General features: G+C 71.1%; 26 protein-coding genes, 1 tRNA gene and 1 pseudogene. 15 read left to right on the top strand and 13 right to left on the bottom strand.

Annotation, left to right across the window (positions count from 1 at the left end; all coding sequences use genetic code 11):
- The first annotated feature begins 7 nt into the window (after positions 1-7).
- Together MKK75_RS08425 and lpdA are read left to right on the top strand one after the other, a co-directional pair.
- On the top strand, positions 8-757 hold the full coding sequence (locus MKK75_RS08425; protein ID WP_244042138.1) for an SDR family oxidoreductase: 750 nt from the start codon (positions 8-10) through the stop codon (positions 755-757).
- Positions 758-817: 60 nt separating this feature from the next.
- The gene (gene lpdA / locus MKK75_RS08420; protein ID WP_244042137.1) at positions 818-2221 is read left to right on the top strand and encodes a dihydrolipoyl dehydrogenase; all 1404 of its coding nucleotides are present in this window, start codon (positions 818-820) and stop codon (positions 2219-2221) included.
- Positions 2222-2242: 21 nt separating this feature from the next.
- On the opposite strand, the gene MKK75_RS08415 is transcribed toward lpdA, so the two are convergent.
- Both MKK75_RS08415 and MKK75_RS08410 read right to left on the bottom strand, forming a co-directional pair.
- Positions 2243-3100 (bottom strand): response regulator, encoded by an 858-nt coding sequence (locus MKK75_RS08415; protein WP_244042136.1) that lies wholly within the window; start codon positions 3098-3100, stop codon positions 2243-2245.
- A gap of 155 nt (positions 3101-3255) precedes the next feature.
- Entirely contained in the window at positions 3256-4224 is a 969-nt protein-coding gene (locus tag MKK75_RS08410) for a tyrosine recombinase XerC (RefSeq protein ID WP_244042135.1), read from the bottom strand.
- Between the two features lie 99 nt (positions 4225-4323).
- Here MKK75_RS08410 and MKK75_RS08405 point away from each other — a divergent pair, with 99 nt between their 5' ends.
- Positions 4324-4644 (top strand): YnfA family protein, encoded by a 321-nt coding sequence (locus MKK75_RS08405; RefSeq protein WP_244042134.1) that lies wholly within the window; start codon positions 4324-4326, stop codon positions 4642-4644.
- A 1-nt stretch (position 4645) separates the two neighbouring features.
- Here the strand turns inward: MKK75_RS08405 and MKK75_RS08400 are convergent, their stop codons facing one another.
- On the bottom strand, positions 4646-5218 hold the full coding sequence (locus tag MKK75_RS08400; RefSeq protein WP_244042133.1) for a peroxidase-related enzyme: 573 nt from the start codon (positions 5216-5218) through the stop codon (positions 4646-4648).
- A 102-nt stretch (positions 5219-5320) separates the two neighbouring features.
- Here MKK75_RS08400 and ruvC point away from each other — a divergent pair, with 102 nt between their 5' ends.
- Positions 5321-5944 carry a crossover junction endodeoxyribonuclease RuvC gene (gene ruvC / locus MKK75_RS08395; RefSeq protein WP_244042166.1) on the top strand — a complete coding sequence of 208 codons (624 nt, stop codon included), beginning with the start codon at positions 5321-5323 and terminating at the stop codon, positions 5942-5944.
- Between the two features lie 32 nt (positions 5945-5976).
- On the opposite strand, the gene MKK75_RS08390 is transcribed toward ruvC, so the two are convergent.
- A tRNA-Tyr gene (locus MKK75_RS08390) sits at positions 5977-6060 on the bottom strand.
- A 220-nt stretch (positions 6061-6280) separates the two neighbouring features.
- Between MKK75_RS08390 and MKK75_RS08385 the strand changes: the two genes are divergently transcribed.
- The 4 genes from MKK75_RS08385 to MKK75_RS08375 all read left to right on the top strand — a co-directional run bounded on the left by MKK75_RS08385 (position 6281) and on the right by MKK75_RS08375 (position 9512).
- On the top strand, positions 6281-8134 hold the full coding sequence (locus tag MKK75_RS08385) for a DEAD/DEAH box helicase (RefSeq protein WP_279593701.1): 1854 nt from the start codon (positions 6281-6283) through the stop codon (positions 8132-8134).
- A gap of 27 nt (positions 8135-8161) precedes the next feature.
- Positions 8162-8485, top strand: coding sequence for a hypothetical protein (locus tag MKK75_RS08380; RefSeq protein WP_244042131.1), 324 nt, complete (start codon positions 8162-8164; stop codon positions 8483-8485).
- 374 nt (positions 8486-8859) lie between these two features.
- Positions 8860-8985, top strand: coding sequence for a hypothetical protein (locus MKK75_RS35655; RefSeq protein ID WP_279593700.1), 126 nt, complete (start codon positions 8860-8862; stop codon positions 8983-8985).
- A 113-nt stretch (positions 8986-9098) separates the two neighbouring features.
- The gene (locus tag MKK75_RS08375; protein ID WP_244042130.1) at positions 9099-9512 is read left to right on the top strand and encodes a DUF3597 domain-containing protein; all 414 of its coding nucleotides are present in this window, start codon (positions 9099-9101) and stop codon (positions 9510-9512) included.
- 38 nt (positions 9513-9550) lie between these two features.
- Here MKK75_RS08375 and MKK75_RS08370 read toward each other — a convergent pair whose 3' ends face one another.
- Both MKK75_RS08370 and MKK75_RS08365 read right to left on the bottom strand, forming a co-directional pair.
- The gene (locus MKK75_RS08370) at positions 9551-10666 is read right to left on the bottom strand and encodes a polyamine ABC transporter substrate-binding protein (RefSeq protein ID WP_409567540.1); all 1116 of its coding nucleotides are present in this window, start codon (positions 10664-10666) and stop codon (positions 9551-9553) included.
- Positions 10663-11019, bottom strand: a complete 357-nt coding sequence (locus tag MKK75_RS08365) for a RidA family protein (protein WP_244042129.1) — start codon at positions 11017-11019, stop codon at positions 10663-10665. The genes MKK75_RS08370 and MKK75_RS08365 overlap by 4 nt, the downstream gene beginning before the upstream one ends.
- 182 nt (positions 11020-11201) lie before the next feature.
- On the opposite strand from MKK75_RS08365, the gene MKK75_RS08360 reads away from it, so the two are divergent.
- Positions 11202-11465 carry a GlsB/YeaQ/YmgE family stress response membrane protein gene (locus MKK75_RS08360; protein WP_244042128.1) on the top strand — a complete coding sequence of 88 codons (264 nt, stop codon included), beginning with the start codon at positions 11202-11204 and terminating at the stop codon, positions 11463-11465.
- 77 nt (positions 11466-11542) lie between these two features.
- Here the strand turns inward: MKK75_RS08360 and MKK75_RS08355 are convergent, their stop codons facing one another.
- From MKK75_RS08355 to rpsO, 3 genes are all read right to left on the bottom strand, one after another.
- Positions 11543-11764, bottom strand: coding sequence for a YgaP-like transmembrane domain (locus MKK75_RS08355; protein WP_244006940.1), 222 nt, complete (start codon positions 11762-11764; stop codon positions 11543-11545).
- Between the two features lie 169 nt (positions 11765-11933).
- Complete coding sequence (gene pnp, locus MKK75_RS08350) at positions 11934-14153, bottom strand: polyribonucleotide nucleotidyltransferase (protein WP_244042127.1); 2220 nt, start codon at positions 14151-14153, stop codon at positions 11934-11936.
- 210 nt (positions 14154-14363) lie between these two features.
- Positions 14364-14633 (bottom strand): 30S ribosomal protein S15, encoded by a 270-nt coding sequence (gene rpsO / locus MKK75_RS08345; RefSeq protein WP_010685305.1) that lies wholly within the window; start codon positions 14631-14633, stop codon positions 14364-14366.
- Positions 14634-14919: 286 nt separating this feature from the next.
- Here rpsO and MKK75_RS08340 point away from each other — a divergent pair, with 286 nt between their 5' ends.
- The 3 genes from MKK75_RS08340 to MKK75_RS08330 all read left to right on the top strand — a co-directional run bounded on the left by MKK75_RS08340 (position 14920) and on the right by MKK75_RS08330 (position 19054).
- On the top strand, positions 14920-16920 hold the full coding sequence (locus MKK75_RS08340; protein WP_244042126.1) for a hypothetical protein: 2001 nt from the start codon (positions 14920-14922) through the stop codon (positions 16918-16920).
- Positions 16913-17563: a hypothetical protein gene (locus tag MKK75_RS08335; protein ID WP_244042125.1), complete on the top strand. Its 651-nt coding sequence runs from the start codon at positions 16913-16915 to the stop codon at positions 17561-17563. The genes MKK75_RS08340 and MKK75_RS08335 overlap by 8 nt, the downstream gene beginning before the upstream one ends.
- 105 nt (positions 17564-17668) lie before the next feature.
- The gene (locus MKK75_RS08330; RefSeq protein ID WP_244042124.1) at positions 17669-19054 is read left to right on the top strand and encodes an amino acid permease; all 1386 of its coding nucleotides are present in this window, start codon (positions 17669-17671) and stop codon (positions 19052-19054) included.
- Here the strand turns inward: MKK75_RS08330 and MKK75_RS08325 are convergent.
- From MKK75_RS08325 to MKK75_RS08310, 4 genes are all read right to left on the bottom strand, one after another.
- Positions 19047-19457, bottom strand: a complete 411-nt coding sequence (locus MKK75_RS08325) for a flagellar basal body rod C-terminal domain-containing protein (RefSeq protein ID WP_244042123.1) — start codon at positions 19455-19457, stop codon at positions 19047-19049. The genes MKK75_RS08330 and MKK75_RS08325 overlap by 8 nt on opposite strands.
- A 67-nt stretch (positions 19458-19524) precedes the next feature.
- The gene (locus MKK75_RS08320) at positions 19525-20385 is read right to left on the bottom strand and encodes a formyltransferase family protein (RefSeq protein WP_244042122.1); all 861 of its coding nucleotides are present in this window, start codon (positions 20383-20385) and stop codon (positions 19525-19527) included.
- Complete coding sequence (locus MKK75_RS08315; RefSeq protein ID WP_244042121.1) at positions 20385-21152, bottom strand: SDR family NAD(P)-dependent oxidoreductase; 768 nt, start codon at positions 21150-21152, stop codon at positions 20385-20387. Before MKK75_RS08315 ends, MKK75_RS08320 begins: the two co-directional genes overlap by 1 nt.
- 81 nt (positions 21153-21233) lie before the next feature.
- Positions 21234-22541 (bottom strand): capsule biosynthesis protein, encoded by a 1308-nt coding sequence (locus tag MKK75_RS08310; protein WP_244042120.1) that lies wholly within the window; start codon positions 22539-22541, stop codon positions 21234-21236.
- Between the two features lie 355 nt (positions 22542-22896).
- Here MKK75_RS08310 and MKK75_RS08305 point away from each other — a divergent pair, with 355 nt between their 5' ends.
- The 3 genes and pseudogenes from MKK75_RS08305 to MKK75_RS08295 form a co-directional block, all read left to right on the top strand.
- Positions 22897-24393, top strand: a complete 1497-nt coding sequence (locus MKK75_RS08305) for a capsular biosynthesis protein (RefSeq protein WP_244042119.1) — start codon at positions 22897-22899, stop codon at positions 24391-24393.
- Positions 24394-24565: 172 nt separating this feature from the next.
- Positions 24566-26056, top strand: coding sequence for an LTA synthase family protein (locus MKK75_RS08300; RefSeq protein ID WP_244042118.1), 1491 nt, complete (start codon positions 24566-24568; stop codon positions 26054-26056).
- 185 nt (positions 26057-26241) lie between these two features.
- Positions 26242-26524: pseudogene (locus tag MKK75_RS08295) on the top strand (sugar transporter); the annotation flags it as partial.

The following is a 26524-nucleotide window of genomic DNA, read 5'->3' as shown; positions in this document are numbered from 1 at the left end:
TGAACCGATGAAAGAATCCCGCGTCGCCATCGTCACCGGCGGCAGCCGCGGCATCGGGCGGGCGGTGTCGCTGCTGCTGGCCGAACGCGGCTACGCCGTCTGCCTGAGCTACGTGTCGGATGCCGCCGCGGCACAGGCCGTGATCGACGCGATCACCGCCAAGGGCGGCCGAGCGCTCGCCGTGAAGGGCGATGTCGGCAGCGAGGCCGACGTGCTCGCCCTGTTCCAGGCCGCCGACGGCCTCGGCCGCCTCGCGGCGCTCGTCAACAATGCCGGCGTGGTCGACGTGAAGTCGGACGTGGCCGATATGAGCCTGACCCGGCTCCAGCGGATGATGACCACCAACGTGGTCGGCAGCTTCCTGTGCGCGCGCGAGGCGGTGCGGCGGATGTCGACCAAGCGCGGCGGGGACGGGGGCGCGATCGTGAACCTGTCCTCGGTGGCGGCGCGTCTCGGCGGCCCCGGCCAGTTCGTGGACTATGCCGCCTCGAAGGGTGCCATCGACTCCTTGACCATCGGCCTCGCCCGCGAGGTCGCGGGGGAGAGGATCCGCGTGAACGCGGTCGCCCCCGGCATCATCGCCACCGAGATCCACGCCAGCGGCGGCGAGCCCGACCGGGTGGAACGCCTCGGCCCCGGCCTCCCGATGGGCCGGGCCGGCACCGCCGAGGAGGTCGCCGCGCCGATCGTGTGGCTCCTCTCGGAGGAAGCCTCCTACACCACGGGCGCCATCCTCGATATCGGCGGCGGCCGCTGATCCCGACCTGACTTTCCCTGCCCGTCCTCACGCGGCACGACCGAGCGGAAGCGAACGCACATGTCCTACGACCTCGTCGTCATCGGCACCGGCCCCGGCGGCTATGTCTGCGCGATCCGCGCGGCGCAGCTCGGCCTGCGGACCGCCGTGGTCGAGAAGCGCGCGACCCACGGCGGCACCTGCCTCAACGTAGGCTGCATCCCGTCGAAGGCGCTGCTCCACGCCTCGGAGGCCTTCGAGGAGGCCAACAAGCACTTCGCCGATCTCGGCATCGAAGTCAGCGGCGTGAAGCTCGATCTCAAGAAGATGATGGGCTTCAAGGCCGAGGGTGTCGCCGGCAACACCAAGGGCGTCGAGTTCCTGCTGAAGAAGAACAAGGTCGAGACCTTCCACGGCACCGGCCGGATCGCCGGGGCGGGCCGTGTCGAGGTGATCGCCGAGGATGGCGGCAACCAGATGCTGGAGACCAAGAGCATCGTCATCGCCACGGGCTCGGACGTGGCGCGGCTGCCGGGCGTGACCATCGACGAGAAGGTCGTGGTCTCCTCGACCGGCGCCCTGGAGCTCGATCGGGTACCGAAGAAGCTTCTGGTGATCGGCGCGGGGGTGATCGGGCTGGAACTCGGCTCGGTCTGGCGCCGGCTCGGCTCCGAGGTGACGGTGGTCGAGTATCTCGACCGGGTGCTGCCCGGGATGGACGGCGAGGTCGGCAAGCAGTTCCAGCGGATCCTGACCAAGCAGGGCATCGCCTTCAAGCTGTCGACCAAGGTGACGGGCGTGGAGGTCGGCAAGAAGGGCGGGGCGAGCGTCACCGTCGAGCCGGCCGCGGGCGGCGCCGCGGAGACGCTGGCGGCCGACGTGGTGCTCGTCTGCATCGGCCGGACCCCCTACACGGAAGGCCTGGGCCTCGACACGGTCGGCGTCCAGCGGGACGACAAGGGGCGGATCCTCACGGATGCCCACTATGCCACCAACGTCACCGGGATCTACGCCATCGGCGACGTGATCGCCGGCCCGATGCTCGCCCACAAGGCGGAGGACGAGGGCGTGGCGATCGCCGAGATGCTGGCCGGCCAGTCGGGCCACGTGAATTACGGCGTGATCCCGAACGTGGTCTACACCTTCCCGGAGGTCGCCTCGGTGGGCAAGACCGAGGAGGAGCTGACCAAGGACGGCATCGCCTACAACGCGGGCAAGTTTCCCTTCACGGCGAATGGCCGCGCCAAGGCCAACGGCACCACGGACGGGTTCGTGAAGGTGCTGGCCGATGCGAAGACCGACCGGGTCCTTGGCGTCCACATCGTTGGCGCGGATGCCGGCAACCTGATCGCCGAGGTGGCGGTGGCGATGGAGTTCGGCGCCTCGTCGGAGGACATCGCCCGCACCTGCCACGCGCACCCGACGCTCACCGAGGCGGTCAAGGAAGCGGCGCTGGCGGTGAACAAGCGCGCGATCCACGTCTGACGGCGAAAGCCCGGCGCGGGATCAGGCGATCTTGCGCCGGGGATTCGGCAGATCGACGATCCGCAGCAGCGCGCTCGGCGCGGGCGGAGCCGTCAGGGCGTTCAGCAGGTACGGTCGGCGCAGGCCCAGCGCATTGTGCAGGGCGAGGTCGATGTCGCGGGCATAGAACGGCATCCGCAGCACCGCGTCGACGCCGAAATAGCGGCCGGCCTGGGCGACCGGCTCCAGCTCGGCGGTGGTCAGGAGCGTGATGCGGGTGGCCAGGCCCAGGGGTTGGATCTGGCAGGCGAGTTCGAGCCCGTCGATGCCGCCGAGCTTCACGTCGATGAAGGCGAAATCGTAGGCCGCGAACTTCAACTGCTTGAGGGCATGGCGGCCGTCATCGGTCTCGTCGAGTTCGATCATGAAGCCGCTGCGGGCCACCACGCGGCTGATCGCCGAGCGCCCGGCCGGGGAGGAACAGGCCAGCAAGGCCCGCGTCGGGGCCCGGCGGCGGGCGTTGGCGTGAAGCAGTTGCTCGATGTGATTCGGATCGAGCGGCGTCTTCAGAACTTCGTAGGCGCCGAGGCTCGTGGCGATCTCCTGCCACTGGGCCAGAACACGGTTGGCCACGAGGACGAGGCAGGGCGGCTCGGCCCCCGCCCGTCGCGCCACCGCGACCGCCTCGGGCCCGCTCAGATCCTCGAGCTGGACGCCGACGAAGGCGAGGGTCGGTCGATGCCGGAGCAGCAGGTCGCACAGGGCCTGACCGGAGGTCGCCTCGTGGATCACAGCCCGGGGATCGAAGCGCTGGACGACATCGCTGAGGACCGCCCGGCGGCCCGCGTCACAATCGGCGATCACGACCCGTGTGGGCGTCTGCGCCTTCTCAAGCTCCATGACGACCGTCCGCGCCGACCCATTCCCAAGTCAGCCAGAATGGGCACGGATGGTGACGAAGCCATTAAAGAAAACTGCTGTTCACTCGATACAGCCTATGAGCTTAGCGTTTTGGCGACAAATAGCCGCCGAATGTGCAGAATGAGCCATCTAGATTAGCGTCCAGCCCGCGGATGGGCGGCCGCGTAGGCGCTCATCAGCCTGGCGGCATCGACCTGCGTGTAGAGCTGCGTGGTCGACAGGGAGGCGTGGCCCAGAAGTTCCTGGATCGCGCGCAGCTCGCCCTGGCGGGCGAGGAGATGCGTGGCGAAGGAGTGGCGCAGGGCGTGGGGTGTGGCGCTCTCCGGCAGGCCGAGGGCACCCCGGGCTCGGGCGACCGTGTACTGGATAATTCGGGGCGAAAGCGGGCCGCCGCGGGCGCCGACGAACAGGGGGCCCTCCGGCGGCAGCGGCAGCGGGCAGGCGGCGACATAGTCGGCGACCGCCTGGGCCACCACCGGCAGGATCGGCACCATGCGCTGCTTGCCGCCCTTGCCGAGCACCGTGACCTGATCGATGCCCGGCAGCGGGGCATCGCGGCGGGTGAGGCCCAGGGCCTCCGAGATGCGCAGGCCGGCGCCGTAGAGCAGCGCCAGCACGGCGGCATCCCGGGCGAGCACCCATGGCTCCCGCTCCTCGCCGGCGCGGATCCCGGTATCGGTGAGCGCCACCGCGGCGGAGACCGGCAGGGGACGGGGCAGCCGCCGCGGGACCTTTGGCGAGCGCACGCCGCCGAGCGCCGAGACGGTGCCGTGGCCCTCGCGTTCGAGGAAGCGCGCGAAGGAGCGCAGACCTGCCAGCATGCGCATCAGCGAGCGCCCGGAGACCTCGTCGGCACGCCGCGCCGCCATGAAGGCGCGGATGTCGCGCACCTTCAGGGCGACCAGCATCGGGAGGGTCGGCGTGCCGAGCCGCCCCGCGAGGTGCTGGAGGAACTGGCGCAGGTCGCGGCCATAGGCCTCGACGGTGTTGGGCGCCATCCGCCGCTCGCGCGCCAGCCCGTCGAGCCAAGCGAGGACCACGGCGCGCAGGCGCGCATCGCCGGGGAACAGCAGGAGATCGTCGGTGGTCGTGGGCGCGCTCATGGTGCCAATCGATCGGATCGGCCTTGCCGGAGATTTAACGCGGGCCGCCATTCACGCCCCAAGCTCGCCGCGCGCGACGCTCCGTGCCAAGCTTCGTCCATGACGCTCCTCGCCTATGCCGGCGCCGCCCTCGCGGAGATCGCCGGATGCTTCGCGTTCTGGTCCTGGCTCCGGCTCGGGCGCTCCGCCCTGTGGGTGCTGCCGGGCTTGGCCTCGCTCGCGCTGTTCGCGTTCCTGCTGACCCTGGTGGACAGTCCGGCGGCGGGGCGGGCCTTCGCGGCCTATGGCGGGGTCTACATCGCCGCCTCGCTCCTCTGGCTGTGGCTCGCCGAGGGCCAGCGGCCGGACCGCTGGGACCTCGCGGGCGGCGCGGTCTGCCTCGTCGGCACGGCGATCATCCTGCTGGGCCGCCGGGCCTGACTCAGCGCCCCATCGCGTAGAATTCGTCGTTCGGCCGCAGCTCCGCCACGCTGGCGATCCGGTTCGACAGGGCGAAGAGGGCGGTGATCGACGCGATGTCCCAGATGTCGTCCGGGCTGAACCCGTGCGCGGCCAGCGTCGCGTGATCCTCCGCCCCCACGGCCTGGGCGCGGGTCGCCACCGTGACCGCAAAATCCAGCATGGCGCGCTGGCGCGGGGTGATGTCGGCCTTGCCGTAGTTGACCGCGATCTGATCGGCGATCCGCGGATCCTTGGCCCGCACCCGCAGGATCGCCCCGTGGGCGACGACGCAGTAGAGGCAGTCGTTGGCCGCGCTGGTCGCCACCACGATCATCTCGCGCTCGGCCTTGGTCAGGCCGCCGGGCCGGTCCATCAGCGCGTCGTGATAGGCCAGGAAGGCGCGGAACTCCTCCGGGCGATGCGCCAGCGCCAGGAAGACGTTGGGCACGAAGCCCGCCTTCTCCTGCACCAGGGCGATCCGGGCGCGCAGATCCTCCGGCATCTCGGAGAGCTGCGGCACCGGGAAGCGGCTGATCGGGGCGTCCGGGCTCATGATCGTCCTCGCAGGCGACGGAGTTTGGTGAAACCAAGCGTTCACGATACGTACGGCAGCCTCGGGCCGTTCGTCGAGCTGTTCGTCGGCCTGTGGAGCATCATGACCAGCCCCGTCCGCATCCTCGGCATCGATCCCGGGCTCCGCCGCACCGGCTGGGGCCTCATTACCGCGCAGGGGAGCAAGCTCACCTACGGCGCGTGCGGCGTCGTCACCTCGGACGGCGACCTGCCGCTGGCCCTGCGCCTGCGCGAGCTGTTCGAGGGGGTGGGGCGCATCGTCGAGAGCCAGCAGCCCGACGAGGTCTCCGTCGAGGAGACCTTCGTCAACAAGGACGCGCAGGCGACGCTCAAGCTCGGCCACGCCCGGGCCATGGCGCTGGTGGTGCCGGCGCTCGCCGGCCTGCCGGTGTTCGAATACGCCGCCAACCTGATCAAGAAGACCGTGGCGGGCTCCGGCCACGCCGAGAAGGTGCAGATCCAGGCGATGGTGCGCTTCCTGCTGCCGAAGGCCGAGTTTCGCGTGGCCGACGCCGCCGACGCGCTGGCCATCGCGATCACCCATGCCAGCCACCGGGACGCGCACGCGCTCCGCAAGGCGCACCTGCCGACGGGCAAGCGCCGCAGCCTCACGGGCCAGGCGGCCGCGGGGCAGGGGCTCGAAGGGAAGGGCTTTTCCGCCGCCGCCGCCGCGCGCATCGAGGCGGCGCTGGCGAAACAGGGCTGACGGGATCGGGATCGACCTGGTGGGGCAGAACTTGGTGGGGGAAGTAGGACTCGAACCTACGAAGCTTACGCAGCGGATTTACAGTCCGCCCCCTTTGCCGCTCGGGACATTCCCCCAAGGCGGGCTTTTTGGCCCGCGGCGCCCTTATGGTGAGGGGTAGGCCGGGTGTCAACGTGTCTCGTGCGCCGAGGCGGCACCGGCTGTGCGGAGCCGCCCTGCGCGCACGGAGAAGCGACCTCCGCTCGGAAGAAAACGCGAACGTTCCGCGACGGAAGGGATTCACAAAGGAATCGCGATCGGCCACGGTACGGGGATGTCGCCCTGCTTCGCCGGCCATTGACCCGTCCTGCCCCGTCGCTGCGGTCGCACCAGCGCACGCTGATGGCCCTTGTGGCGGCCATGGCGAGCGGGCAGGCGGGCCACGTCCGCGACATCCTGGCGGCGGTGACGCCCGGCGGCGGCAAGTCGCTGCTGCCGGTGATCGCCGCGCACCAGCTGATCGCGGCGGGTCTGGTCGAGCGCGTGGTCTGGGTGGTACCGCGGGATTCCCTGCGCCTGCAGGCCGAGGAGGCGTTTGCCGATCCGCTCTGGCGGGCGGCCTTCGGGCATGCGCTGAGCGTGCGCGCCGCCGACAACGAGCGCGATCCCGCCCGGGGGCTTTCCGGCTACATCACCACCTATCAGGCGGTCGCCGCCGCCCCGGCGCTGCATCTTGCCGAAGCGCGAGCGCATCGCACCGTGCTGGTGATCGACGAGGTCCATCATCTGCCGGCGCCCGGCCGGCCAGGGGCGGACGAGACCCATGCCGAGGACGCGGAGGCCGGGGCGTGGTCCCGGGCGATGCTTCCCGTGATGGAGGCGGCCGCGTTTCGCCTCTACCTGTCCGGGACGCTGGAGCGGGCGGACGGCAAGCGCATCCTGGGCCTGCCCTACCACCCCGCGGCGCCGGGGCGCGGGCCCGAACTCGATCTCGACGCCCCGGGGCTGGCGGTGATCGGCTATTCCCGGGCGCAGGCGCTGGCCGAGCGGGCGGTGCTGCCGGTCACCTTCGGGGCCATCGACGGCGAGGCGAGCTGGCTCGAAGGCGGCCGGATCGCCGGGGACAGCCCCCGGGTCGGGCCGCACCGGCTGGGCGCCGGCTCCGTCCGCGTCACCACCCGGCCGGCCCTGTTCACGGCGCTCCGCACCGGCTTCGCCCGGGATCTTCTGAGCGAGGCGTTCCACGCCACGAAGCGCCTGCGCGCCCGCCGCCGGGGCGAGCGGTGCCTGCCGCCCGGCGCGGCGGTGCGGGGGCTCGGCAAGCTCCTCGTGGTGGCGCCGGATCAGGCCAGCGCCCGCACCTACCTCGAAACCCTCCGGGGCTGGATGCCGGCGGGGCAGGGGATGCGCGATGTCCGCCTCGCCACCTCCGGCCAGGGCGACGCCCACGCGGCGCTGGCCGCCTTCCGCCTGACGCCGGAGCCGGCGATCCTCGTGACCGTGGCGATGGCCTACGAGGGGCTCGACGCACCCGAGGTCGCCGTCGTGGCGGCCCTCACGCATATCCGCTCGCGCCCCTGGCTGGAGCAGATGCTGGCCCGGGCCACCCGGGTCGATCCCCATGCCGGCGCCTACGACGCCCAGCAGGCGCTGGTCTTCCACCCCGACGATCCGCTCTTCGCCCGGTTCCGCCTGGAGCTGGAGACCGAGCAGGGCAGCAGCATCCGGCCCCGGCGGGAGCGGCCGGTCAGCGCGGTCGTGCCCGAGCGGACACGGTGGCGCGACGACGACGAGCCCGCCGGGATCACGCCCCTGGAGAGCAACGCGATCGGCCTGCGCTACGCCCTGCTGCGCCCACGCCTCGCCGAGCCCGCGCCGGGGGCGCCGGCGCCCGAATTGCCGTCCGTCACCGAGCGGACCCTGCGTCAGCGCCTCGGCGCCGCGGTGGCGGCCCAGGCGGTGGAGGACGAGATGTCCCTACGGGTGCCGCGCGGCGGCAACCTTGCGCACCGCTACAACGCCGTGCTCAAGCGCGTGCTCGGCAAGGGCCGGGCGACCATGACCCTGCCCGAGCTGGAAGCGGCGCTCGGCTGGCTTGAACGCAACCGCCTGTCGGACCATCTCGACTGTCTCGACGGGGACGCCCGCTACGCGTGGTCCGCCCGCCAGCGCCGGGGCCGCTGGCCGCAGGAACGCGCGGCCCGGCGCTGAGCCGCCGCGGGACGCGAGGAGAGCGTCGTGACCGAGAGCCTGCCCGCCGCCTTCACGGCGACCCTGACCGCGGACGCCCCGCCGGCAACGTGGACGGCCGCGCTGGCCGCGCTCTGGTGGCTGGCCAGGGACCCGTCCGGACCGGGCTCGGCCGGCTGGGATCAGGCGCACGCCCTCGTGCAGGCGGAACCGGGCCGCGATGCGGCCTGGGTCCACGCCCATCTCCATCGCATCGAGGGCGATGCGGGCAATGCGCGATACTGGTATGGCCGCACCGGCCGCGCGGAACCGCGCGGGACCGTGGCGGAGGAGCGCGCCACGATCGTCTCGGCCCTGATCGATCGGGCCTAAATCCCAGTTTTGTGAGGGATCGAAATCTGGCCTGCCGCCGTTCCTGGCGGCATCCATGCGCGCGGCCATCAATGATGAGCGTTTCAGATCTCGTAAAAACGGCGATGGGTTATTTTACGTGATGACCAGGTCGGCCGCCCGAGTGACAGGAATTTCACATTCGTCAGGCGCACGGCGTTACAACTTCAGATTATCATCTTGAAGCCCAGAACACGCTCTCGTGGTCGGATCTCCGAAATTGTCCTAACCCAAATCGACTACGCTATTTTTTGACTCGCATAAGCACGAGAACTGATTATGGCTACGCGCACCAAATCCGGAATCAGGGGAAAACGCTGGTCGTCGCGATGAGTTTGGCATGTTTGATTGGCGGGGTGGCCCTCGCACGCATTTCGCTCCACGATCCCGCCCGCGCCGCCGCGCTGGAGCGCTGGAGCGGGGTATGCCTCGTGCTCGGCCTGAGCCTCCTCGGCGTCGCGCTTCACCGCGCGCACGGTTAGGATCCCGCCGCGGTGGCCGAGTCGCGGTGCCGAATCGCGGAACGCCCGGCTGGAACCACCCGTTGAACGCCCACCCGGCGCGTCAGGCCGGGCCGTATTATCGGAGTGGACCCATGAGCCTCCTCGGCAGCATCGTCGGCAAGATCCTCCATCCGTTCGGCGGCGGGACCGCGGATGCCGCGCCTGCGCCCACAGCCGGCTCGGGCGGCCCAGCCGGCACCAGCACCCCGTCGACACCCTCGGCCCCCGGGACCGCGGGCGGCAGCGAGCCCGTGGACGTCGCGGCGGTCCTCACCAGCCTCGCCGAGAAGAACCCGCAGACGCTCGACTGGCGCCACTCCATCGTCGACCTGATGAAGCTGCTGGACCTCGATTCCGGCCTCGCCTCGCGCAAGCAGCTCGCCGACGAACTGCACTACACCGGCGACAAGGAGGACTCGGCCACGATGAACATCTGGCTGCACAAGCAGGTCATGCAGAAGCTCGCCGAGAACGGCGGCAAGGTGCCGGACGACCTCAAGCACTAGGATCCCGCAAGCGGGGAGCCGGCGTGCCGGCTCCCCGCTCAGCGCCCGGTCCGGACCCGGGTCCAGAGCCGGGTGATGAAGCGCTGGGTGCGGTCGTCCCAGGCGGTGTTGGTGGAGAGGCGCTGCATCGTCGCCTCGTCCGGGTAGATGCCGGGATTGTTCAGGATCTCGGGCTTCACGTAGCGCTTCGCCGCGAGGTTGCCGCTGGCATAGGACACGAAGTTGCTGTTGGCCGCCGCCACCTCGGGCCGCATCATGTAGTCGATGAAGGCCAGCGCCTCGGCCGGGTGGGCCGCATCCTTCGGGATCGCGAAGGTGTCGAACCACATCAGCGCGCCCTCCTTCGGCACCACATAGGCGATGTCGATCCCGTTCTTGGCCTCCTCGGCCCGGCGCTTGGCCTGCATCACGTCGCCGGAATAGCCCACCGCCACGCAGATATCGCCGTTGGCGAGCGCCTGGATGTACTCCGAGGAATGGAACTTCCGTACGGTGCCACGCACCTTGTAGAGGGCGTCGGTCACCAGGGTCATGTCGTCCCAGCGCTTGGAATCCGCCTTGGCGCCGAAGGCCGGCAGCATGCTGGGAATCAGATCCTCCGGACTGTCGAGCATCATGATCCCGCACTCCTTCAGCTTGTTGGCCGAGGCGGGGTTGAGGACGAGGGACCAGGAATTCACCGCCGCGCCGGCGCCCAGGCGCTCGCGCACGGCGGCGACGTTGTAGCCGATGCCGGTGGTGCCCCACATGTAGTCGACGGCGTAGGTGTTGCCGGGATCGTAGGCGGCGAGACGGCTGGTGACCTCCGGCCAGAGATTGCCGAGGTTCTTCAGCTTGGACTTGTCCAGCGGCAGGAAGGCGCCGGCCCGGATCAGGCGCTGCAGGTAAGGCCCTGACGGCACGACGATGTCGTAGCCGGAGCGGCCGGCGAGCAGCTTGGTCTCCAGAATCTCGTTGTTGTCGTAGGTGTCGTAGACGACCCTGATCCCGGTCTCCCGGGTGAAGGATTCGAGCACCTGCGGGTCGATATAGTCCGACCAGTTGTAGATGTTGAGCACCCGCTCCTCCGCGGCGCGGGGCCTCGCGCCGAAGCCGAGCGCCGCCAGGACGGCGAGGGCGACGGCCGCCAGGAGGGTGCGGCGGGGGCCGCTCACCGGCTTCTCGCCGCCACGACGACGATCTCGACGCGATATTCCGGGGCGGCGAGCTTGGCCTCGACGGTGGCGCGGGCCGGCGGGTTCTCCGGGGAGACCCAGGCATCCCAGGCGGCGTTCATCTCCCCGAAGGTCGTGATGTCGGCGAGATAGATCGTGGCCGAGAGGATGCGCTCCTTGTCGCTGCCGGCCGCCGCCAGAAGCCGGTCGATCTCGGACAGGATCTGCTGGGTCTGGATCGTCACCCCGGTCCCGACCGTGTCGGACGCGACTTGGCCCGCGAGGTAGACCATGTCGCCGAAGGTCACGGCCTGCGCCATGCGCTTGCCCGGCTCGATCCGCTGAATGTCCATACCCGTCTCCGACACCGTCCGAACCGGCGTATCTGCCGCCGCGGCCGGGCCTGCGTAAAGGGCGGCGCGGCCGCGCATCGCGGGCAGCGGAGGAAATTTGTCGTCTTGTCGCAGGCTGCGGGCAACCGTCGCGGGCCGCAGCGCGTTCTGCCGGCATCGACAATCAAGCACTGGGGTTTGTCATGGGTATCCTCTGGACCGTCATCATCGGGTTCCTCGCCGGCGTCATCGCCAAGTTCCTCATGCCGGGGCCGAATGAGCCGGCCGGCTTCATCCTGACCACGATCCTGGGCATCGTCGGCGCCTTCGTGGCGACCTTCCTGGGCCAGGCGATCGGCTGGTACGGACCCAACCAGGGTGCGGGCTTCATCGGCGCCATCGTGGGTGCCGTCGTGGTGCTGTTCATCTACGGCCTGATCGCCGGCCGCCGCACCACGACGTACTGATCGGTCCGACGGACCGGACACGACGAGGGGCGCCCCGCGGGACGCCCCTTTTTTATGTCCGCGCTTCGGGTCGCGGCTCAGAAGTGCTCGGAGGCCGCCTTCACGGCGCAATGGCCGGTAGCGCCGCGCACCGCCAGCCCGACGCCGACCACGAGCGCCAGAAGGCTCAGGAGCTTGTTGGGCCGGGGCTGCGCCGCCGCGGCGGCGATGCCGAGGCCCAGAGCCACCGAGACGGCCCGCTCCGTGGTGGACAAGTTCTGCTGCCCGCTGAAGATGTCGTGCATCATGTCGTTGGCCATACGTGCTCTCCGGTTGGGAAGTCGCCGGGGAACGCGGCATCCGGCGCCCCGTTCCCGGCCGCAGGGCCGGAGCGACCACGCGCCGGGCCATGAAAAAGGGCGCGGCCCCGGAGGACCGCGCCCTGTTCGGACATCCTGCGGCGGCCGGAGCCGACGCGCGTCGTGACGCTTACTCGCCCGCCTCGCGGCGGCGCTCGCCCCGGTGGCGGCCACCCTCGCGGGGCTCGCGCGGCTCGTCGCCGCGCTCGGTCCGGTCGGCGTCGCGCTGGGCCTTCACCTTCTCGGTGATGTCCTCGCCGGTCTCCTGATCGACGACCTTCATGGACAGGCGGATCTTGCCCCGGTCGTCCTGGCCCAGGAACTTCACCTTGACCTTGTCGCCTTCCTTGACGACGTCGGTCACCTTGGCGACGCGGTTGGCGGCCAGTTCGGAGATGTGGACGAGGCCGTCCTTGGCGCCGAAGAAGTTCACGAAGGCACCGAACTCCATGCACTTCACGATCGTGCCGTCGTAGATCACGCCGACCTCCGGCTCCGCCACGATCGAGCGGATCCAGTTGTAGGCCGCCTTGATCGCCTTGCCGTCGGCCGAGGCGATCTTGACGATGCCGGTATCCTCGATGTTGATCTTGGCGCCGGTCTTCTCGACGATCTCGCGGATCACCTTGCCGCCGGTGCCGATCACGTCGCGGATCTTGTCGGTCGGGATCTGCATCGTCTCGATGCGCGGCGCGTACTCGCCGAGCTCCGGACGGGCCGCCGTCAGGGCCTTGGCCATCTCGGCCAGGATGTGGGCGCGGCCCTCCTTCGCCTGGGCGAGGGCGATCTTCATGATCTCCTCGGTGATCCCGGCGATCTTGATGTCCATCTGGAGCGAGGTCACGCCCTCGTCCGTGCCGGCCACCTTGAAGTCCATGTCGCCGAGGTGATCCTCGTCGCCCAGGATGTCGGACAGGACCGCGAAGCGCTCACCCTCCAGGATGAGGCCCATGGCGATGCCCGCCACCGGACGGCGGAGCGGCACGCCGGCATCCATCAGCGACAGAGAGCCGCCGCAGACCGAGGCCATCGAGGACGAGCCGTTGGACTCCGTGATCTCCGACACGACGCGGATCGTGTAGGGGAACTCGTGGGCCGGCGGCAGGACCGGGCGGATCGCCCGCCAGGCGAGCTTGCCGTGGCCGATCTCGCGGCGGCCCGGGGAGCCCATCCGGCCGGTCTCGCCGACGCTATAGGGAGGAAAGTTGTAGTGGAGCAGGAAGCGCTCCTTGTAGGTGCCTTCCAGCGCGTCGATGAACTGCTCGTCCTCGCCGGTGCCGAGCGTCGCGACGACGAGCGCCTGGGTCTCGCCGCGGGTGAACAGGGCCGAGCCGTGGGCGCGCGGCAGCACGCCGACCTCGGAGAGGATCGAGCGGACCGTCTTCACGTCGCGGCCGTCGATGCGCGCGCCGCTGTCGAGGATGTTCCAGCGGACCACCTTCGACTGGGCCTCCTTGAAGGCCGCCTTGACCTTCTCGGCCGGGTATTTCTCGGCGCCCTCGGCGCAGAGGGCGGCCATCACCTTCGCCTTCACGGCGTCGACGGCGGCGTAGCGCTCCTGCTTGACGGTCTTGGTGTAGGCGGCGCGCAGTTCGCTCTCGCAGACCGCGAGGACGGCCGTCTCGACGTCGGCGTTCTCGGGGGCCTTGAAGTCGCGCGGCTCCTTGGCGGCCTTCTCGGCCAGGCGGATGATCGCCTCGATGACCGGCTGGAAATGCTTGTGGCCGAACATGACGGCGCCGAGCATCACGTCCTCGGACAGCTCCTTCGCCTCCGACTCGACCATCAGCACCGCGTCCTGCGTGCCGGCGACCACGAGGTCGAGGCTGGACTCTTCCTTGGTCTCGGTGACCGACGGGTTCAGCCGGTACGAGCCGTTGACGTAGCCGACGCGGGCACCGCCGATCGGGCCCATGAACGGCACGCCCGAGATGGTCAGCGCCGCGGAGGCCGCCACCATGGCGACGATGTCGGGATCGTTCTCGAGATCGTGGGTCAGGACCGTGACGACGACCTGAGTGTCGTTGCGCCAGCCCTCGACGAAGAGCGGGCGGATCGGGCGGTCGATCAGGCGGGAGACCAGGGTCTCCTTCTCCGAGGGACGGCCCTCGCGCTTGAAGTAGCCGCCGGGGATCCGGCCGGCCGCGTAGGCGCGCTCCTGGTAGTTCACGGTGAGCGGCATGAAGTCGATGCCGGGCTTCGGCTCCTTCGTGGCGACCACGGTGGCGAGCACCGAGGTCTCGCCGTAGGTGGCGAGCACGGCGCCGTCGGCCTGCCGGGCGACCTTGCCGGTCTCCAGGACGAGCTTGCGGTCGCCCCACATCAGCTCTTCGCGTTGAACGTCGAACATTCGTCTATCTCTTCCTTGCCTGCGGCGGGCTCAAGCCCGGCGCCGCCGGGGGCAAGACGGCGAGACACTTCCCGAATGAAGTGTCTCGCGATCCTGCCCCGATGCCGACGCCTCGAAGCGGCCCGCTTGCCGGGCGGCCGGACCCATTCCGGCAGCCCGCGATCGTAAAACGCGGCCCCGGGCCGGGCCCGGAACCGCGCGAGAACCGCCCTAGCGGCGGATGCCGAGACGCTCGATGAGGGCGCGGTAGCGGGCCTCGTCCTTGCGCTTGACGTAGTCGAGCAGCGAGCGGCGCTGCGAGACCAGCTTCAGGAGGCCGCGCCGGGAATGGTTGTCCTTGGCGTGGGTCTTGAAGTGGCCGGTCAGGTTGGTGATCCGCTCGGTGAGGATCGCCACCTGGACCTCCGGGGAGCCGGTGTCCTTGGCGTCCTTGCGGTGTTCCTTGATGAGCGCGGTCTTGCGCTCTGCCGTGATCGACATCGCGTGCCTTTCGGGTTTGGCTGGTCGGGTGCGGCGTCCCGTATCGGGAGCGCGCGAGCTCGGCGTTCGGCCGGTGCCGGGATGTCGTCCAGCACGGTCACAGCGCCTAGCGGCTGAAACCCCGCCCGGAAACCCGGGTCGAGGCCCGTCGATCCATACACGAAACCGGGGGATATGCCAGCCCTGCGGTGGCGCGCGGTCGAGCCGCCGACAATCAGACGGTCTCCCGAGGAAACGGTTAACGCCCCGATGCTAAGCGGGAGCGCGCACGAAACGCGGCCCTGTGATGAACGGCACCCTCTCGGATGCGTGCGGTGTCCTGCTCGCGGCGCTGCTCGGCGTCCCCCTCGTCCTTCTGCCGGGCTACGCGCTGGGCACGATCACCGGCGTGCTCGAATTCCGGACGCTGCCGCCGGGCCGGCGCGCCCTGTGCGCGGCGCTCCTCGGCATTGGGCTCCTGCCCGCCCTCGACGCGCTAATGATCCAGGCGGCCGGCGTCCCGGTGGCGGCCCTGGCCAACGCGATGCTCGGGCTCGCTGCCCTGCGCCCGGCCCTGAGAGACTGGCGCGGTCCGCTCGACCGGCCGGCCCTGGCGCTCGGCGCGCTCTGGCTCGGGATCGTGAGCTACGCGCTGATCGACCTCGACACCGGCACCGCCCTCTACCAGCCGCTCACGATCATCGACCTCGTCAAGCATGCGGCCCTGACCCGCGCGATCGTCGCGCACGGCCTGCCGCCCGTGGACCCGTTCTTCGCCCGTCCCGAGCGGGCCGGATACTACTATGACTTCTACACGCTCACCGCCCTGGTGGACTGGGCCGGCGGCCGGCTGGTCGACGGGCGCACCGCCTTCGCCGGGCTCGCCGCCTGGACCGGGTTCGCACTCCTCGGCCTGCTGGATCGGCTGCTCGCCGCCACCGGGCTCGCGCGGGACGTCTCACCCCGGCTCCTGCGCCGGGCGGTGCTGCTGCTCCTGCCGGCGGGCGGCCTCGACATCCTGCTGGTCCTCCTGGACCGAGCCGCGTCGGGCTTCTGGATCCCCATCCCGGAATGGCTGAACGAGCAGGTCGTCAACTGGCCGACCTCGCTGGTCTGGGTGCCGCACCACGTGGCGGCCACCCTGGCGGGCTGGCTCGGCCTGCTGGTGCTGGCCGAACGCGCCGATCAGGCGCAGGCGGATCGCCGCGCGGAGACCGCCGCCATCGCCACGGCCGGGATCGCCTTCGCGGCCTGTGCGGGGCTCTCGGTCTGGGTCTGCCTGGGCACGGTTGCGGCGGCGGCGATCTGGCTGGCGCTGCTCGGGTTCGAGCGCCGCTGGCGCGGCGTGGCCGGACTCGCGGCAGCCGGGCTCCTCGGCGCGGTTTTGGCCGCGCCCTACCTCGGCAGCGTCCTGGCGAATCGGGCCGATACCGGCGGGACGATCCGGTTTGCGATCCGACGCTTCGGCCCCCTGGAGCAGATCTACGGCGGGCCGGGCCTCGATCTGCTCCGGCTGATCCTGCTGCCGATGAACTACTACGTGGCGCTGGGCGTGTTCGCAGGCGGCGCGCTCCTGTTCTGGCAGGTCGTGCCGCGCCGGGAGGCCCACGCCCGCGAGGCGGGCCGGCTGCTCACGATCTGCGCGGCAGCAGGCCTGCTGCTCGGCGGCTTTTTCCGTTCGGCGATCCTCTACAACGACCTCGGCGCCCGCGTGGTGCTGCTGGCGCAGGTCTCGGCGCTCGTCTGGACCGTCCTGGCCCTGGCCCGAACCGGATCGGGCACGCGGCTCAGGCTCTCGGGATCGCTCGGCGCGCTGCTGCTCCTCGGCTACGCCTCGACGCTCTACGGCTTCGTCGGGATGCGCGCCTATCCGGCCGCCGACCATCCGCAATTCGCCATCCTCAACCGGCACCCGGACATCGATCGGTCGCTGCGCGCGGCCTACGCCTGGGCCGGCACGCACCTGCCCCGGGATCTGGTGCTGCAGGCCTCCCCGCTCCCCCGGCGCGTGTTCGATTTCGGCCTCTACGGGATGCAACCCGTGGCGGTGGCCGACCGCGAGGCGCGCCTGTTCGGCGCGGCCCCCGAGGCGGTGGCGGCGCGGCTCGCCCTGGTGGCGCCGATCTTCGACGCGACGCTGAGCGCCGCCGACGTGCGCCGGGCGGCGGTCGCGGCCGGGATCGGCGCGCTGGTGGTCACCGCGGCGGATGCCGCCTGGGGCGAGCCTGAATCCTGGATCTGGCGCACGCGGCCTGCCTATGCGGACCCGCGCGTCCGGATCCTGCGCGTCGAGGATCTCGATGACTGACGTCTTCCATTCCGGCGGCGGACGAGCCCTGCGCTGGCTCGGCGCCCAGGCGCTGCTGCACCTTGGCGCCCTCGCCCTCGGCTTCGGCACCTTCGTGCTGCTGTTCCAGACGGAACTCTGGTCCGGCGTGACGATCCTGTTCTACCGCGGCCTGCTCCTGCTGGTCGTGGCCTTCCTGGTCACGCTGGCGGCGACGGCGGCGTTGGCCGGCCTCGGCCGCGCCTGGGGGCTGCGGCGGCGCGACGCCCTCGGGGCCTGCATGCTGTCCCTGTCCCTGAACCTGAGCGGCTTCGTGATCCTGCCCGTCACGGTCGACCGCTCGGTCAGCGTGTTCCTGCTCGGGCAGATGGCGGCGCATCCCGGCGAGAGCTTCGATGCGGCGCGCGCCCGGACGGTGTTCGACGCGGTCTATCTCGGCACGTTCCGCCAGGTCGAGCGGCGGCTGGCCGAGCAGGAGGCCTCTGGCAACGTGGCGCCGACCGCGGACGGCTACGTGATCACCGCGCAGGGCCGCGCCTTCATCCGCTTCGCCGGCGTGGTCGCCCGAATCTTCCGCACCGATACGAGGCTGATCGCGGGGACGTCTGCGCCGGGGGCGGTGCCCGCGCCGACCCTGAGCCTGAACCGGAAGCAGCCGGAATAGGCGCCTCGACGGGTGACATCGCGGGTGATCCAGTCAGCGTCGCGGGCTCGGGCGGCGCGCGTCTTGCCCGGCCGGATACCGGGGTGATCAGGGAGCACGCGCACGATGGCGGAATCGACGGGGGCCGGCGCCGCGTCCGGGGAGGACCGGGCGCTGGCCCGGAGCCTCACCGCCCCGGGCCTCGTGGCCATCGGGCTCGGCGCCACGATCGGGGCAGGGATCTTCGTGCTCACCGGGACCGCGGCGGCGCAGTATGCGGGGCCGGCGCTCAGCCTGTCCTTCGCGATCGGGGGACTCGCCTGCGGCTTCGTCGGCCTGTGCTACGCCGAGTTGGCGGCCATGATCCCGGAGGCCGGCTCCACCTACACCTATACCCGCGAGAGCCTGGGGCGGTTTCCCGCCTGGATCATCGGCTGGGACCTCGTCCTCGAATTCGCCGTCGCGGCCGCCACGGTGGCGGTCGGCTGGTCGGGCTACGCGCAGTCGCTCGCCGCGGAGTTCGGCCTGCGCCTGCCAGCGGCCCTCGCGGGGGCGCCGGGCGACGGCGGGATCGTCAACCTGCCGGCCGTCGCCATCGTGCTGCTGCTCACCGCCCTGCTGACCCGCGCCACCCGGGAGGCCTCCCTGGTGAACGGGCTTCTGGTCGCCTGCAAGGTCGCGATCATCCTGGCCTTCGTGGGCGTCGGCGCCGCCCATCTCCGGCCGGAGCTGTGGCACCCCTTCGTGCCCGACAATGCCGGGCGCTTCGGCGCCTATGGCTGGAGCGGCATCTTCCGCGGCGCCGCGGTGGTGTTCTTCGCCTTCGTGGGGTTCGAGACGGTGGCGACCGCCGCGGGCGAATGCCGGGCGCCGCAGCGCGACGCGCCGGTGGGGCTGATCGGCTCGCTCCTGATCACCACGGTGCTGTACGTGGCGATGGCGGCCGTGCTCACCGGCCTCGTCCCCTACCGCGACCTCGACGTCGCCGATCCGGTGGCCAAGGCGGTCGACGCCATCGGGCTCTCGGCCTTCGCGACCGTGATCAAGATCGGCGCCCTGATCGGCCTGACCACCTCGGCGCTGACCGCCCTCTACGGGCAGGGCCGGATCTTCTTCGCCATGGCCCGCGACGGGCTCCTTCCGAACGTCTTCTGCCAGGTCCATCCGGTGACGCGGGCGCCTGCGGCGAGCCAGATGGTGATCGGCCTGTTCACCGCTGCGGTGGCCGGGCTCGTGCCGATCGACATCCTGGGCGAGATCGTGAGCATCGGCACGCTGCTCGCGTTCTGCCTCGTCTGCGCGACGGTGCTGATCCTGCGCCGGACCGATCCGGGCCGGGCGCGCCCGTTCCGGGTTCCGGCGGCGCCGCTCACCGCCGGGCTCGGCATCCTGTCCTGCCTCGTCCTGATGGCCTCGCTGCCGGCCGAGACCTGGATCCGCCTCGGGCTCTGGCTCGCGATCGGGCTCGCCATCTACGCCGGCTACGGACGGCGCCACGCCCGGATCAACTGAGGAGGTCGAGCGTCGCCTGATTCAACTTGTCGAGGATGCCCGAGGCGCTGAGATTGGCCTGGTAGTTCCGGACGACCGTCTGCAGATCGGCGGTCTCGGTGGCGGCGTTCACGTTCGGCAGTTGGACGTAGCCCCGGCGGTCGGCGGCGACGTTCGACGGGTCGTAGCGGCTGCGGAACGCGCCGGTGTCGCGCACGACGCGACCCACCGGATCGCGCGGATCGTCGGCGGCCACGGGGGCGAACACCGCGATCTTGCGGGTGTAGGGCGCGCCGCCGGGCGTATCGGGCAGCGAATCGGCGTTGGCGAGATTCTCGGAGATGGTCCGGATCCGGCCGCCCTGGACCTGCCGGCCCGCGGCCAGAACGTCGGACGCCGCGTGGAGGGCGCTGGTATCCGGCATGCGGAAAGCCGCTTCGGTGGGAAGGGATATTCCGAACAAAGTCTTGCCAAACAGACTTAACCAGCGGTTAAACCGCCCGCCCCGACAGGCTCACCGCCTCCCGCAGATCCCGCCCGTCGGTGAGCCGAAGTCCCCGGCGGCGCAGGGAGGCCAGCATCGCGCGGTTCGGGAACGGACAATAGGGCAGGACCTCGAAGCGCCGGCCCTCCGGCAGGGCGCCGGTGCGGGCGATGTCATCGAGCAGCCGGTCCAGCATCCCGCGCCCGTGGGCGTGGAGCGCCACGGCGGCCCGGGTCGCGGTGGTGCCGGGGGGCAGCGTCACCGCCTCCTGGGACAGGATCGCCCCGGCATCGATCGCGGCGTCGAGCCGGTGCAGGGTCATGCCGAAGCTGCCGGGTCCCTCCGCCAGGGCGTGGATCGTCGGAACCGGGCCGCGATGGCGCGGCAGCAGGCCGGGATGGCCGTTGATGCCGCCGAGCCGCGCCAGCCCGATCGTCTCCGGCTTCAGGATCTGGTCGAAATGGTAGGTGAGGATCAGGTCGGGCGCCGTCTCGCGCAAGGTCTGCGCGACCTCGGGGCCGTTGACGTCGTCGACCGTCAGGGTCGGGATGCCGAGGCGGCGGCACAGGGTCCTGAGCGGCGTCGCCTCGGGCGCATCGCGGCTGCCGGAAGCCGCCTGGGTGAGGGGCGCGAGCGGGCGCAGCAGATCCGGCAGGCCGAAATTGACCGCGAGATAGGGCAGGATGCCGGGGCCCGAGCGCCCGAGGTGCCGTCGGATCTGCCCGGTCAGGCCGCCGGTCGACGGCCGCTCGGCGTTGGACAGGCCCACGACGGCGATGTCGGCCCGGTGATCGGCGACGAACCGGCGCACCACCCGGGCATTCGGCAGCGCCTCCAGGACGAACAGCGCGATCCGGGGCCGGGCCATCAGCGCCGCTTCCGCCGCTGGAACCGGAAGGCGTAGAGGCCGGCCTTGCGGACGCTCTCCGGTAGGAGCAGCACGGTCCGGGCCAGCGCCGTCAGGATGAACGGGAAGGCGATCACGTCGCGATTGGCGGCGATGCCCTTGGCGATGCGCACGGCCGCATCCTCCGCGCTGATCTCCAGCGGGCGCCAGCCCTTCAGCTCGCCGCCCATCGGGGTCTTCACGTAGCCGGGGGTGACGACATTCACCTTCACGCCCCGCGGCCCCACCTTCTGCCGCAGGGCGAGGCCGTGGGCGACGAGCGCCGCCTTGGCGCCGCTGTAGGCCGGCGCGTCCTGGAGCGGGGCGTAGGCCGCCAGCGACGACAGCAGGACGATCTGGCCGCGCCCGCGCTGGAGCATCAACGTCAGGGTGGGCAGCACCACGTTGAGCGAGCCCGTGTAGTTGATGTCGGCGGTCTCGAAGGCCACGTCCTCGGCCTCGACCCGCCCCTCCTGGTTGCCGCCGTTCACCGCCGCGTTGGCGATGACGAGATCCAGGGGGGCTTCCGCATCCGTCCGGTGGACGAGCGCCACCGCGGCGGCGCGGTCGCGGGTATCGAGGCGGTCGATCTCGACGACGGCGCCCTTGGCGCGGCAATCTTCGGCGACCCGTTCGAGGCGCGCGGCGTTGCGGGCGATGAGGATGAGGCTCACGCCGGACTGCGCGTAGTGACGCGCCAGCGCAGCGCCGATGCCGCTCGACGCGCCGGTAATCAGAATGCGAGGCATCCGGCGGGTTACGCCGCTCCGGCCGAAAAGATCAAGGGCCGGCAGGACTCACGGACCAGGAAAGCTCTTGGTTGAAAGCGCTCAGTAGACCGGCGCCAGCTCGCCGTTCCGCTCCGCGGCCTCGCGGATCGCCCGCGCCGCCGCCAGCATCGCGTCGGGCAGGGCGGCCTCCATCCGCGGCACCGAGCCGGCCACGGCCCGGTCGATGGCCTCCTTGGAGAAGAAGCCGCCGTTGACCTGTGTCCGATGCAGCACGACCCGGCGGAAATCCGCCATCAGGTCCATCTCGGGCGGGGTCGGGTTCTTCCAGAAGCCGTCGAGGTCGCCCTGATGGGTGAGGCCGGCCATGTTGTAGATCGCGGTGCCGACCGCGTGGGTCGGGCAGCCCATCTCCAGGGACAGCATCCCCACCGTCGAGTTGACGATGACCACGCCGCGGGCGCCCTTGATCAGGGCCGGCAGGTCGCCGCCGTCGATGAAGTCGAGCCGGTCGCTGACGCCGTGGCGCCGGGCGGAGGCGCGGGCGAACTTGCGCCAGTTGATCAGGCCGCTGTCCAGCGGGTGCAGCTTCACCAGCAACCGCGTCGGCGCCGCCGAGGCGTCCGCGAACGACTTGATCACCCGGTCCATGAAGCCCTCGACGCCGAGGAACGGCGAGTGGACCCGGATCTGGTAGTCGCTGTCGAGCTGGAGCGGCAGCAGGAAGTAGTCGCAGCCGACCGCGCGGTAGATCTCGTCGCAGCGCGCCGCCTCGCGGCGGGTATGGGCGCGGCGGGCGAACTTCTTGATCCAGCCCGCGTACTCGGCCGCGATGTGGGTCGGCCGATGGCTGCGGAAATGCGGGTAGAGATAGGGGAACAGCACGTTGGCGAGGTTGTAGCCGACGTCCCAGATGCTCCGGCGCGCCATGTCGCCCGTGGAGGGCATCGCCCGGCCGGGCTGCGGCAGGCGCCGGGCGAGGGCGCGGATCTCCGCGGCCGTCCGCGGCAGGGTCGAGAAGCCGTTCACGCCGCCGAGCTCGCAGGTGATCCAGTTCGGGCGGATGTAGCCCTCCTCGAACACGTGGACCCGCAGGCCGCGATCCTCGGCGATCATCCGCGCCGCCTTGTGGAACGGCCGGCAGTCGCCGAACAGCACGATGTCGGTGATGCCCTCGCGGGTCAGATAGTCTTCGAGGTAGATGCCCCACGCCTCGCGGCGGCCGCGGTAATTGTCGGCCGCACCGTTCCAGAACAGCCAGTCGCCGGGGCAGAGATTGATGCGGCGGACGCTGTGGCCCCGCGCGCGCAGCGCTCTCCCGAGATCCGAGAAGAACGGCGTGGCGATTCCCTGCAGGAACAGGAAGGTCGCCGGGCGGTCGCGGAGGGCGTCGGAGGCGGGCTGTTGCATTCCGCGGCGCTTCTTCCTTAACCCTGAGATCGACCAAACTGGCCCGGCACGTGACCGTGAGGTGGCACGAGGCCCGGCGGCCCCGCAATCCGAGGCCATGCCGCAGCACGGCTTTTCCGCATCCGCGTGTCCCGTCTGCAACGGTCGCGCTTTTGCGGCTCCGACACGGATTGAGCGACCAATCACGGCGACGATATGTCCAAATCCTTTCCTGCGCGTGGCACAGCTGCGGACGCGTCGCCGTTGTCCCCGAGATCCCACACATCCCTCCCCACGCCATCCGCGGGAAAATGCGCTACAGGCGGGCGAACCTCATGGCCGTGCGGAGCCGGACAGCCAGATATGCCCCGAGACCATGCCCGTTGAACCGATCCCGTCGCTCTACGCGACCGGCCGGACGATCCGGCGCCTGCGGGCGGAGATCGAGGCCGCGACGGGCCTCGCCTTCGGGCGGGCGCGTCCCGGCGCCATCGGCGCCGTCTGGCGCGCGGGAAGCGTGCCCGACCAGTTGCTCAGGCTGACCGGGCGACGCCGCCTCGTGGTCGCCCCGGGCCCGCTTCTCAGTCCCTACGATGATCCGGAACGCGGCTTCGCATCCCTGCGCATCAGCCTCGACGGCAGGCCGCTCGGCGGGGAGGGCGGCGTCCACTACCTCGATCCCTGGACCCGGGCGCCGGTCGACCGCGCGGCCTGTGCCGCGCGGGTCGCGTGGCTGCAGGCGCGCTTCGCCGAGAACGACCGGCGGGTGATCTATGTCGGGATGTCGCGCTGGAAGCGGCCCGCCCTCGACGTGCTCGGAGCGGGACCCGCCGGGCGCCCGGTCCACACCATGACCACCGAGGCTGCGGTTGCGGCGGGGCGGCGCCACGGCGGCCGCGTCCTCGCCTGGGCGACCCGGGCGCCGGGCCAGCTGGAGGCGGCCTGCGCGGAGGCCGGTCTGCCCCTCGCCCGGGTGGAGGACGGGTTCCTGCGCTCCGTCGGCCTCGGCGCGAGCCTCCAGCCCGGTGCCTCCATCGTGGTGGACGATCTCGGCATCTACTACGACCCGCGCCGGGAGAGCCGGCTGCAGCGTGTGCTGGCGGGGTCGGACTTCACCCCGGACCTCGTCGCCCGGGCGAAGCGCCTGCGCGAGGAGGTCGTGGCGCGCCGGCTCAGCAAGTACAATGTCGGGCTCGACGCGGCCGCCCTCGACTGGCCCGCCGGGCGCAGGATCGTGCTGGTACCCGGCCAGGTGGAGGACGACGCCTCGGTGCGGCACGGCTCTCCGCTGGTCCGATCGAACCGGGCGCTCCTGGAGGCGGCGCGGCGGCGCAACCCGGACGCGTTCCTGCTCTACAAGCCGCACCCCGACGTGGAGGCGGGCTTCCGCCCGGGCATCATCCCGGAGGCGGAGGCGCTGACGCTGGCCGACCGGATCGTCGCCGGCATCAGCATCGTCGATCTCCTCGACCGGGTGCACCACGTCGAGACCATGACGTCGCTCGCCGGGTTCGAGGCGCTGATCCGGGGCCTGACCGTGGCGACCCACGGCCGGCCGTTCTACGCGGGCTGGGGCCTGTCGGAGGATCTGGCACCCGGCGCCGATCGAGGCCGCAGGCTCGGCCTCGACGAGCTGGTGGCGGGGGCGATGATCCTCTATCCGCGCTATCTCGACCCCGTCGCGATGAAGCCGTGCAGCCCGGAGCAGCTCCTCGACCGCCTGAGCGCGGCCCGGGAGGCGTCCCCACGCAGCGCGCTCTCGATCGGCCGCACCGCCCGTTGGGTGATGCGCGCGCGCTACGGCCTGCTCAACCCGGTCGTGCGGGCGCTGCGCAGCCGCCGGGGCGTCGGCCGCGAGGCCGGGCCACGGTAGGGCGTGGTATGTCGACGACATCAAAGCGATAGCGCGTGCTGCTAACCTCGACCGTCAGCGGATCGCCCCGGATCGACTTCCATCCCATTGGATCAGGAACGGCCCGCAACACCTTGTCCCCATGCATCTTTTCCGGCCGCGATGAAGCCGCCCCACGCCAAGTGATCGAATCTTGACGACGTTCCTCACCGCCACCGGCCTCGCCCTCGCGCTCTGCCTCGCCCTGGAATTTTTTGCGGGCGATTCGATCACCCGGGCGCGCCTCGCCCCGCGCGACCTCGCCCTGCGGCTCGCCGGCTACCTGCTGATCCTGCTGTTCTGGTTCGCGTTCTCGTGGCGGCCCTGGCTCGCCGGGCTGACCCTGGTGATCTCGGTCACGGCGCTGATCGTCGTCAGCCGGGCCAAGCGCTCGGTGATCGGCGAGCCGCTGCTGTTCAGCGACTTCGCCCTGCTGCCGCAGGTGCCGCGCCATCCGCAGCTCTACTACATCCCGCCCCTGTGGCACCCGCGCGTGAGCATCCCCGTCCTCGCGACCTTGGGCGCGACGGTGCTGTGGTACCGGACCGAGCCGAGCGTGCTGCCGGGCGCCGCGTTTCCTCGGGTCGTGGCGCTCGTCGGCCTGCCGGTGCTGCTCGCTCTCCTGGCCTGGGCCGCGCCGCGTCCCCCGCTGGCCCGGCTGATCGCGCACTGGTTTCCGCAGCCCGATCTCGAAGCGGACGTGGCCCGGGTCGGCCTGCCGGCGAGCCTGCTGGGCTACACGGCCCGGGCCTTCGCGGGCAGCGAGCCGGTGCCCGCGCCGCCCGCGCTGCCCCCCGGGCCGGGGGACGACGTGGTGGTGGTGATCCAGCTCGAATCGTTCATCGACCCGGAGCGCCTGGGCGGCCCGGCCCTGCCGGTGATGGAGCTGTTCCGCAGCCGGGCCGCGCAGTACGGCCGTCTCCAGGTCCCGGCGCACGGTGCCTACACGATGCGCAGCGAGCACGCCGTGCTGACCGGGCGGCCCTCCGACGCCCTCGGCTTCGGCCGCTACGACCCCTACACCTCCCGCAGCGGCGACGAGCCGACGAGCCTCGCGCGGCTGGCCGGCGGCCGCGGCTACGATACCCTGTTCCTGCACCCGTTCCACCGGGACTTCTTCCGCCGGGCGCAGGTGATGGAGGCCTTCGGCTTCACGGACCTCGTGATGGAGGAGGCCTTCGGGGAAGCCGAGCGGGTCGGCCCCTATGTCGGCGACGTGGCCTTGGGCGGGCGCCTCCTGGCGGAGGTCCGAGCGCGGCGCACGCCCCTATTCCTGTTCTGCGTGACCATGGAGAACCATGGCCCGTGGAAGCCCGGACGGCTCCCCGGCCTCGACGATCCGCAGGCGCAGTACATGCACCACGTCGCCCATACCGGGCAGATGGTGGAGGCGGTCGTGGCCGGGCTCGATCGTTTGGCCGGCGAGCGGGACCAGACAATGACGCTCTGCGTGTTCGGCGACCACGCCCCCTCGCTGCCCGCCTGCACGCCGGGATTCGGCGGTCGGACCACCGACTACGCCGTGTTCCGGTTCGGCCGGCCGGCGGCGCCCCCGAGACGGCTCGACATCGCGGCCGACGCCCTGGGGCGGGATCTGCGTGGCGCCCTCGCCAGCGGAGCTGCGGACATCCCCGCCGCGACGTGATACAGCCAAGCTTGCCGGGGCGAAGCGTGGCGGTGCCATGCTGGTGACGCATTACCGACGGATGATGCAGCCCTCCGCAAGGGCGGTCGCTCGGCCGTTAAAGCGATCGCAGCCTTTGGCGATCTAACTGGATGTCCCGGTCCGGGCCAGCGATGGTGCGGGATCGGCTGGAGAAGACTTGAGTGATGCTGCGTAAGACGGCGCGCACTGCCCTGATGGCTGCCCTGGCGGCCGGATCCGCCGGCGGGTGCACGTACCTGCCTGCGGCGGGTCCGACGGCGAGCGCGATCCAGGCGGGGTCGGAGGTGGCCACCGCCGACGGCGGTTTGCTGGCCCGCTACGAGATCATCGACGTCACCCCCGCGGTGATCGAGGCCCTGCGCGGCCGCCCGCTCGACAGCCTGCTCGCCTCCTTCGGCGACCACCGCCCCTCCGCCGAGCCGGTCATCGGCATCGGCGACATGGTCT

It is taken from the genome of Methylobacterium sp. J-030 (genome assembly GCF_022829545.1).
Lineage (GTDB): Bacteria > Pseudomonadota > Alphaproteobacteria > Rhizobiales > Beijerinckiaceae > Methylobacterium.
Note: the sequence above shows the minus strand (reverse complement) of the source record. Positions and strands in the feature narration are given on the sequence as shown.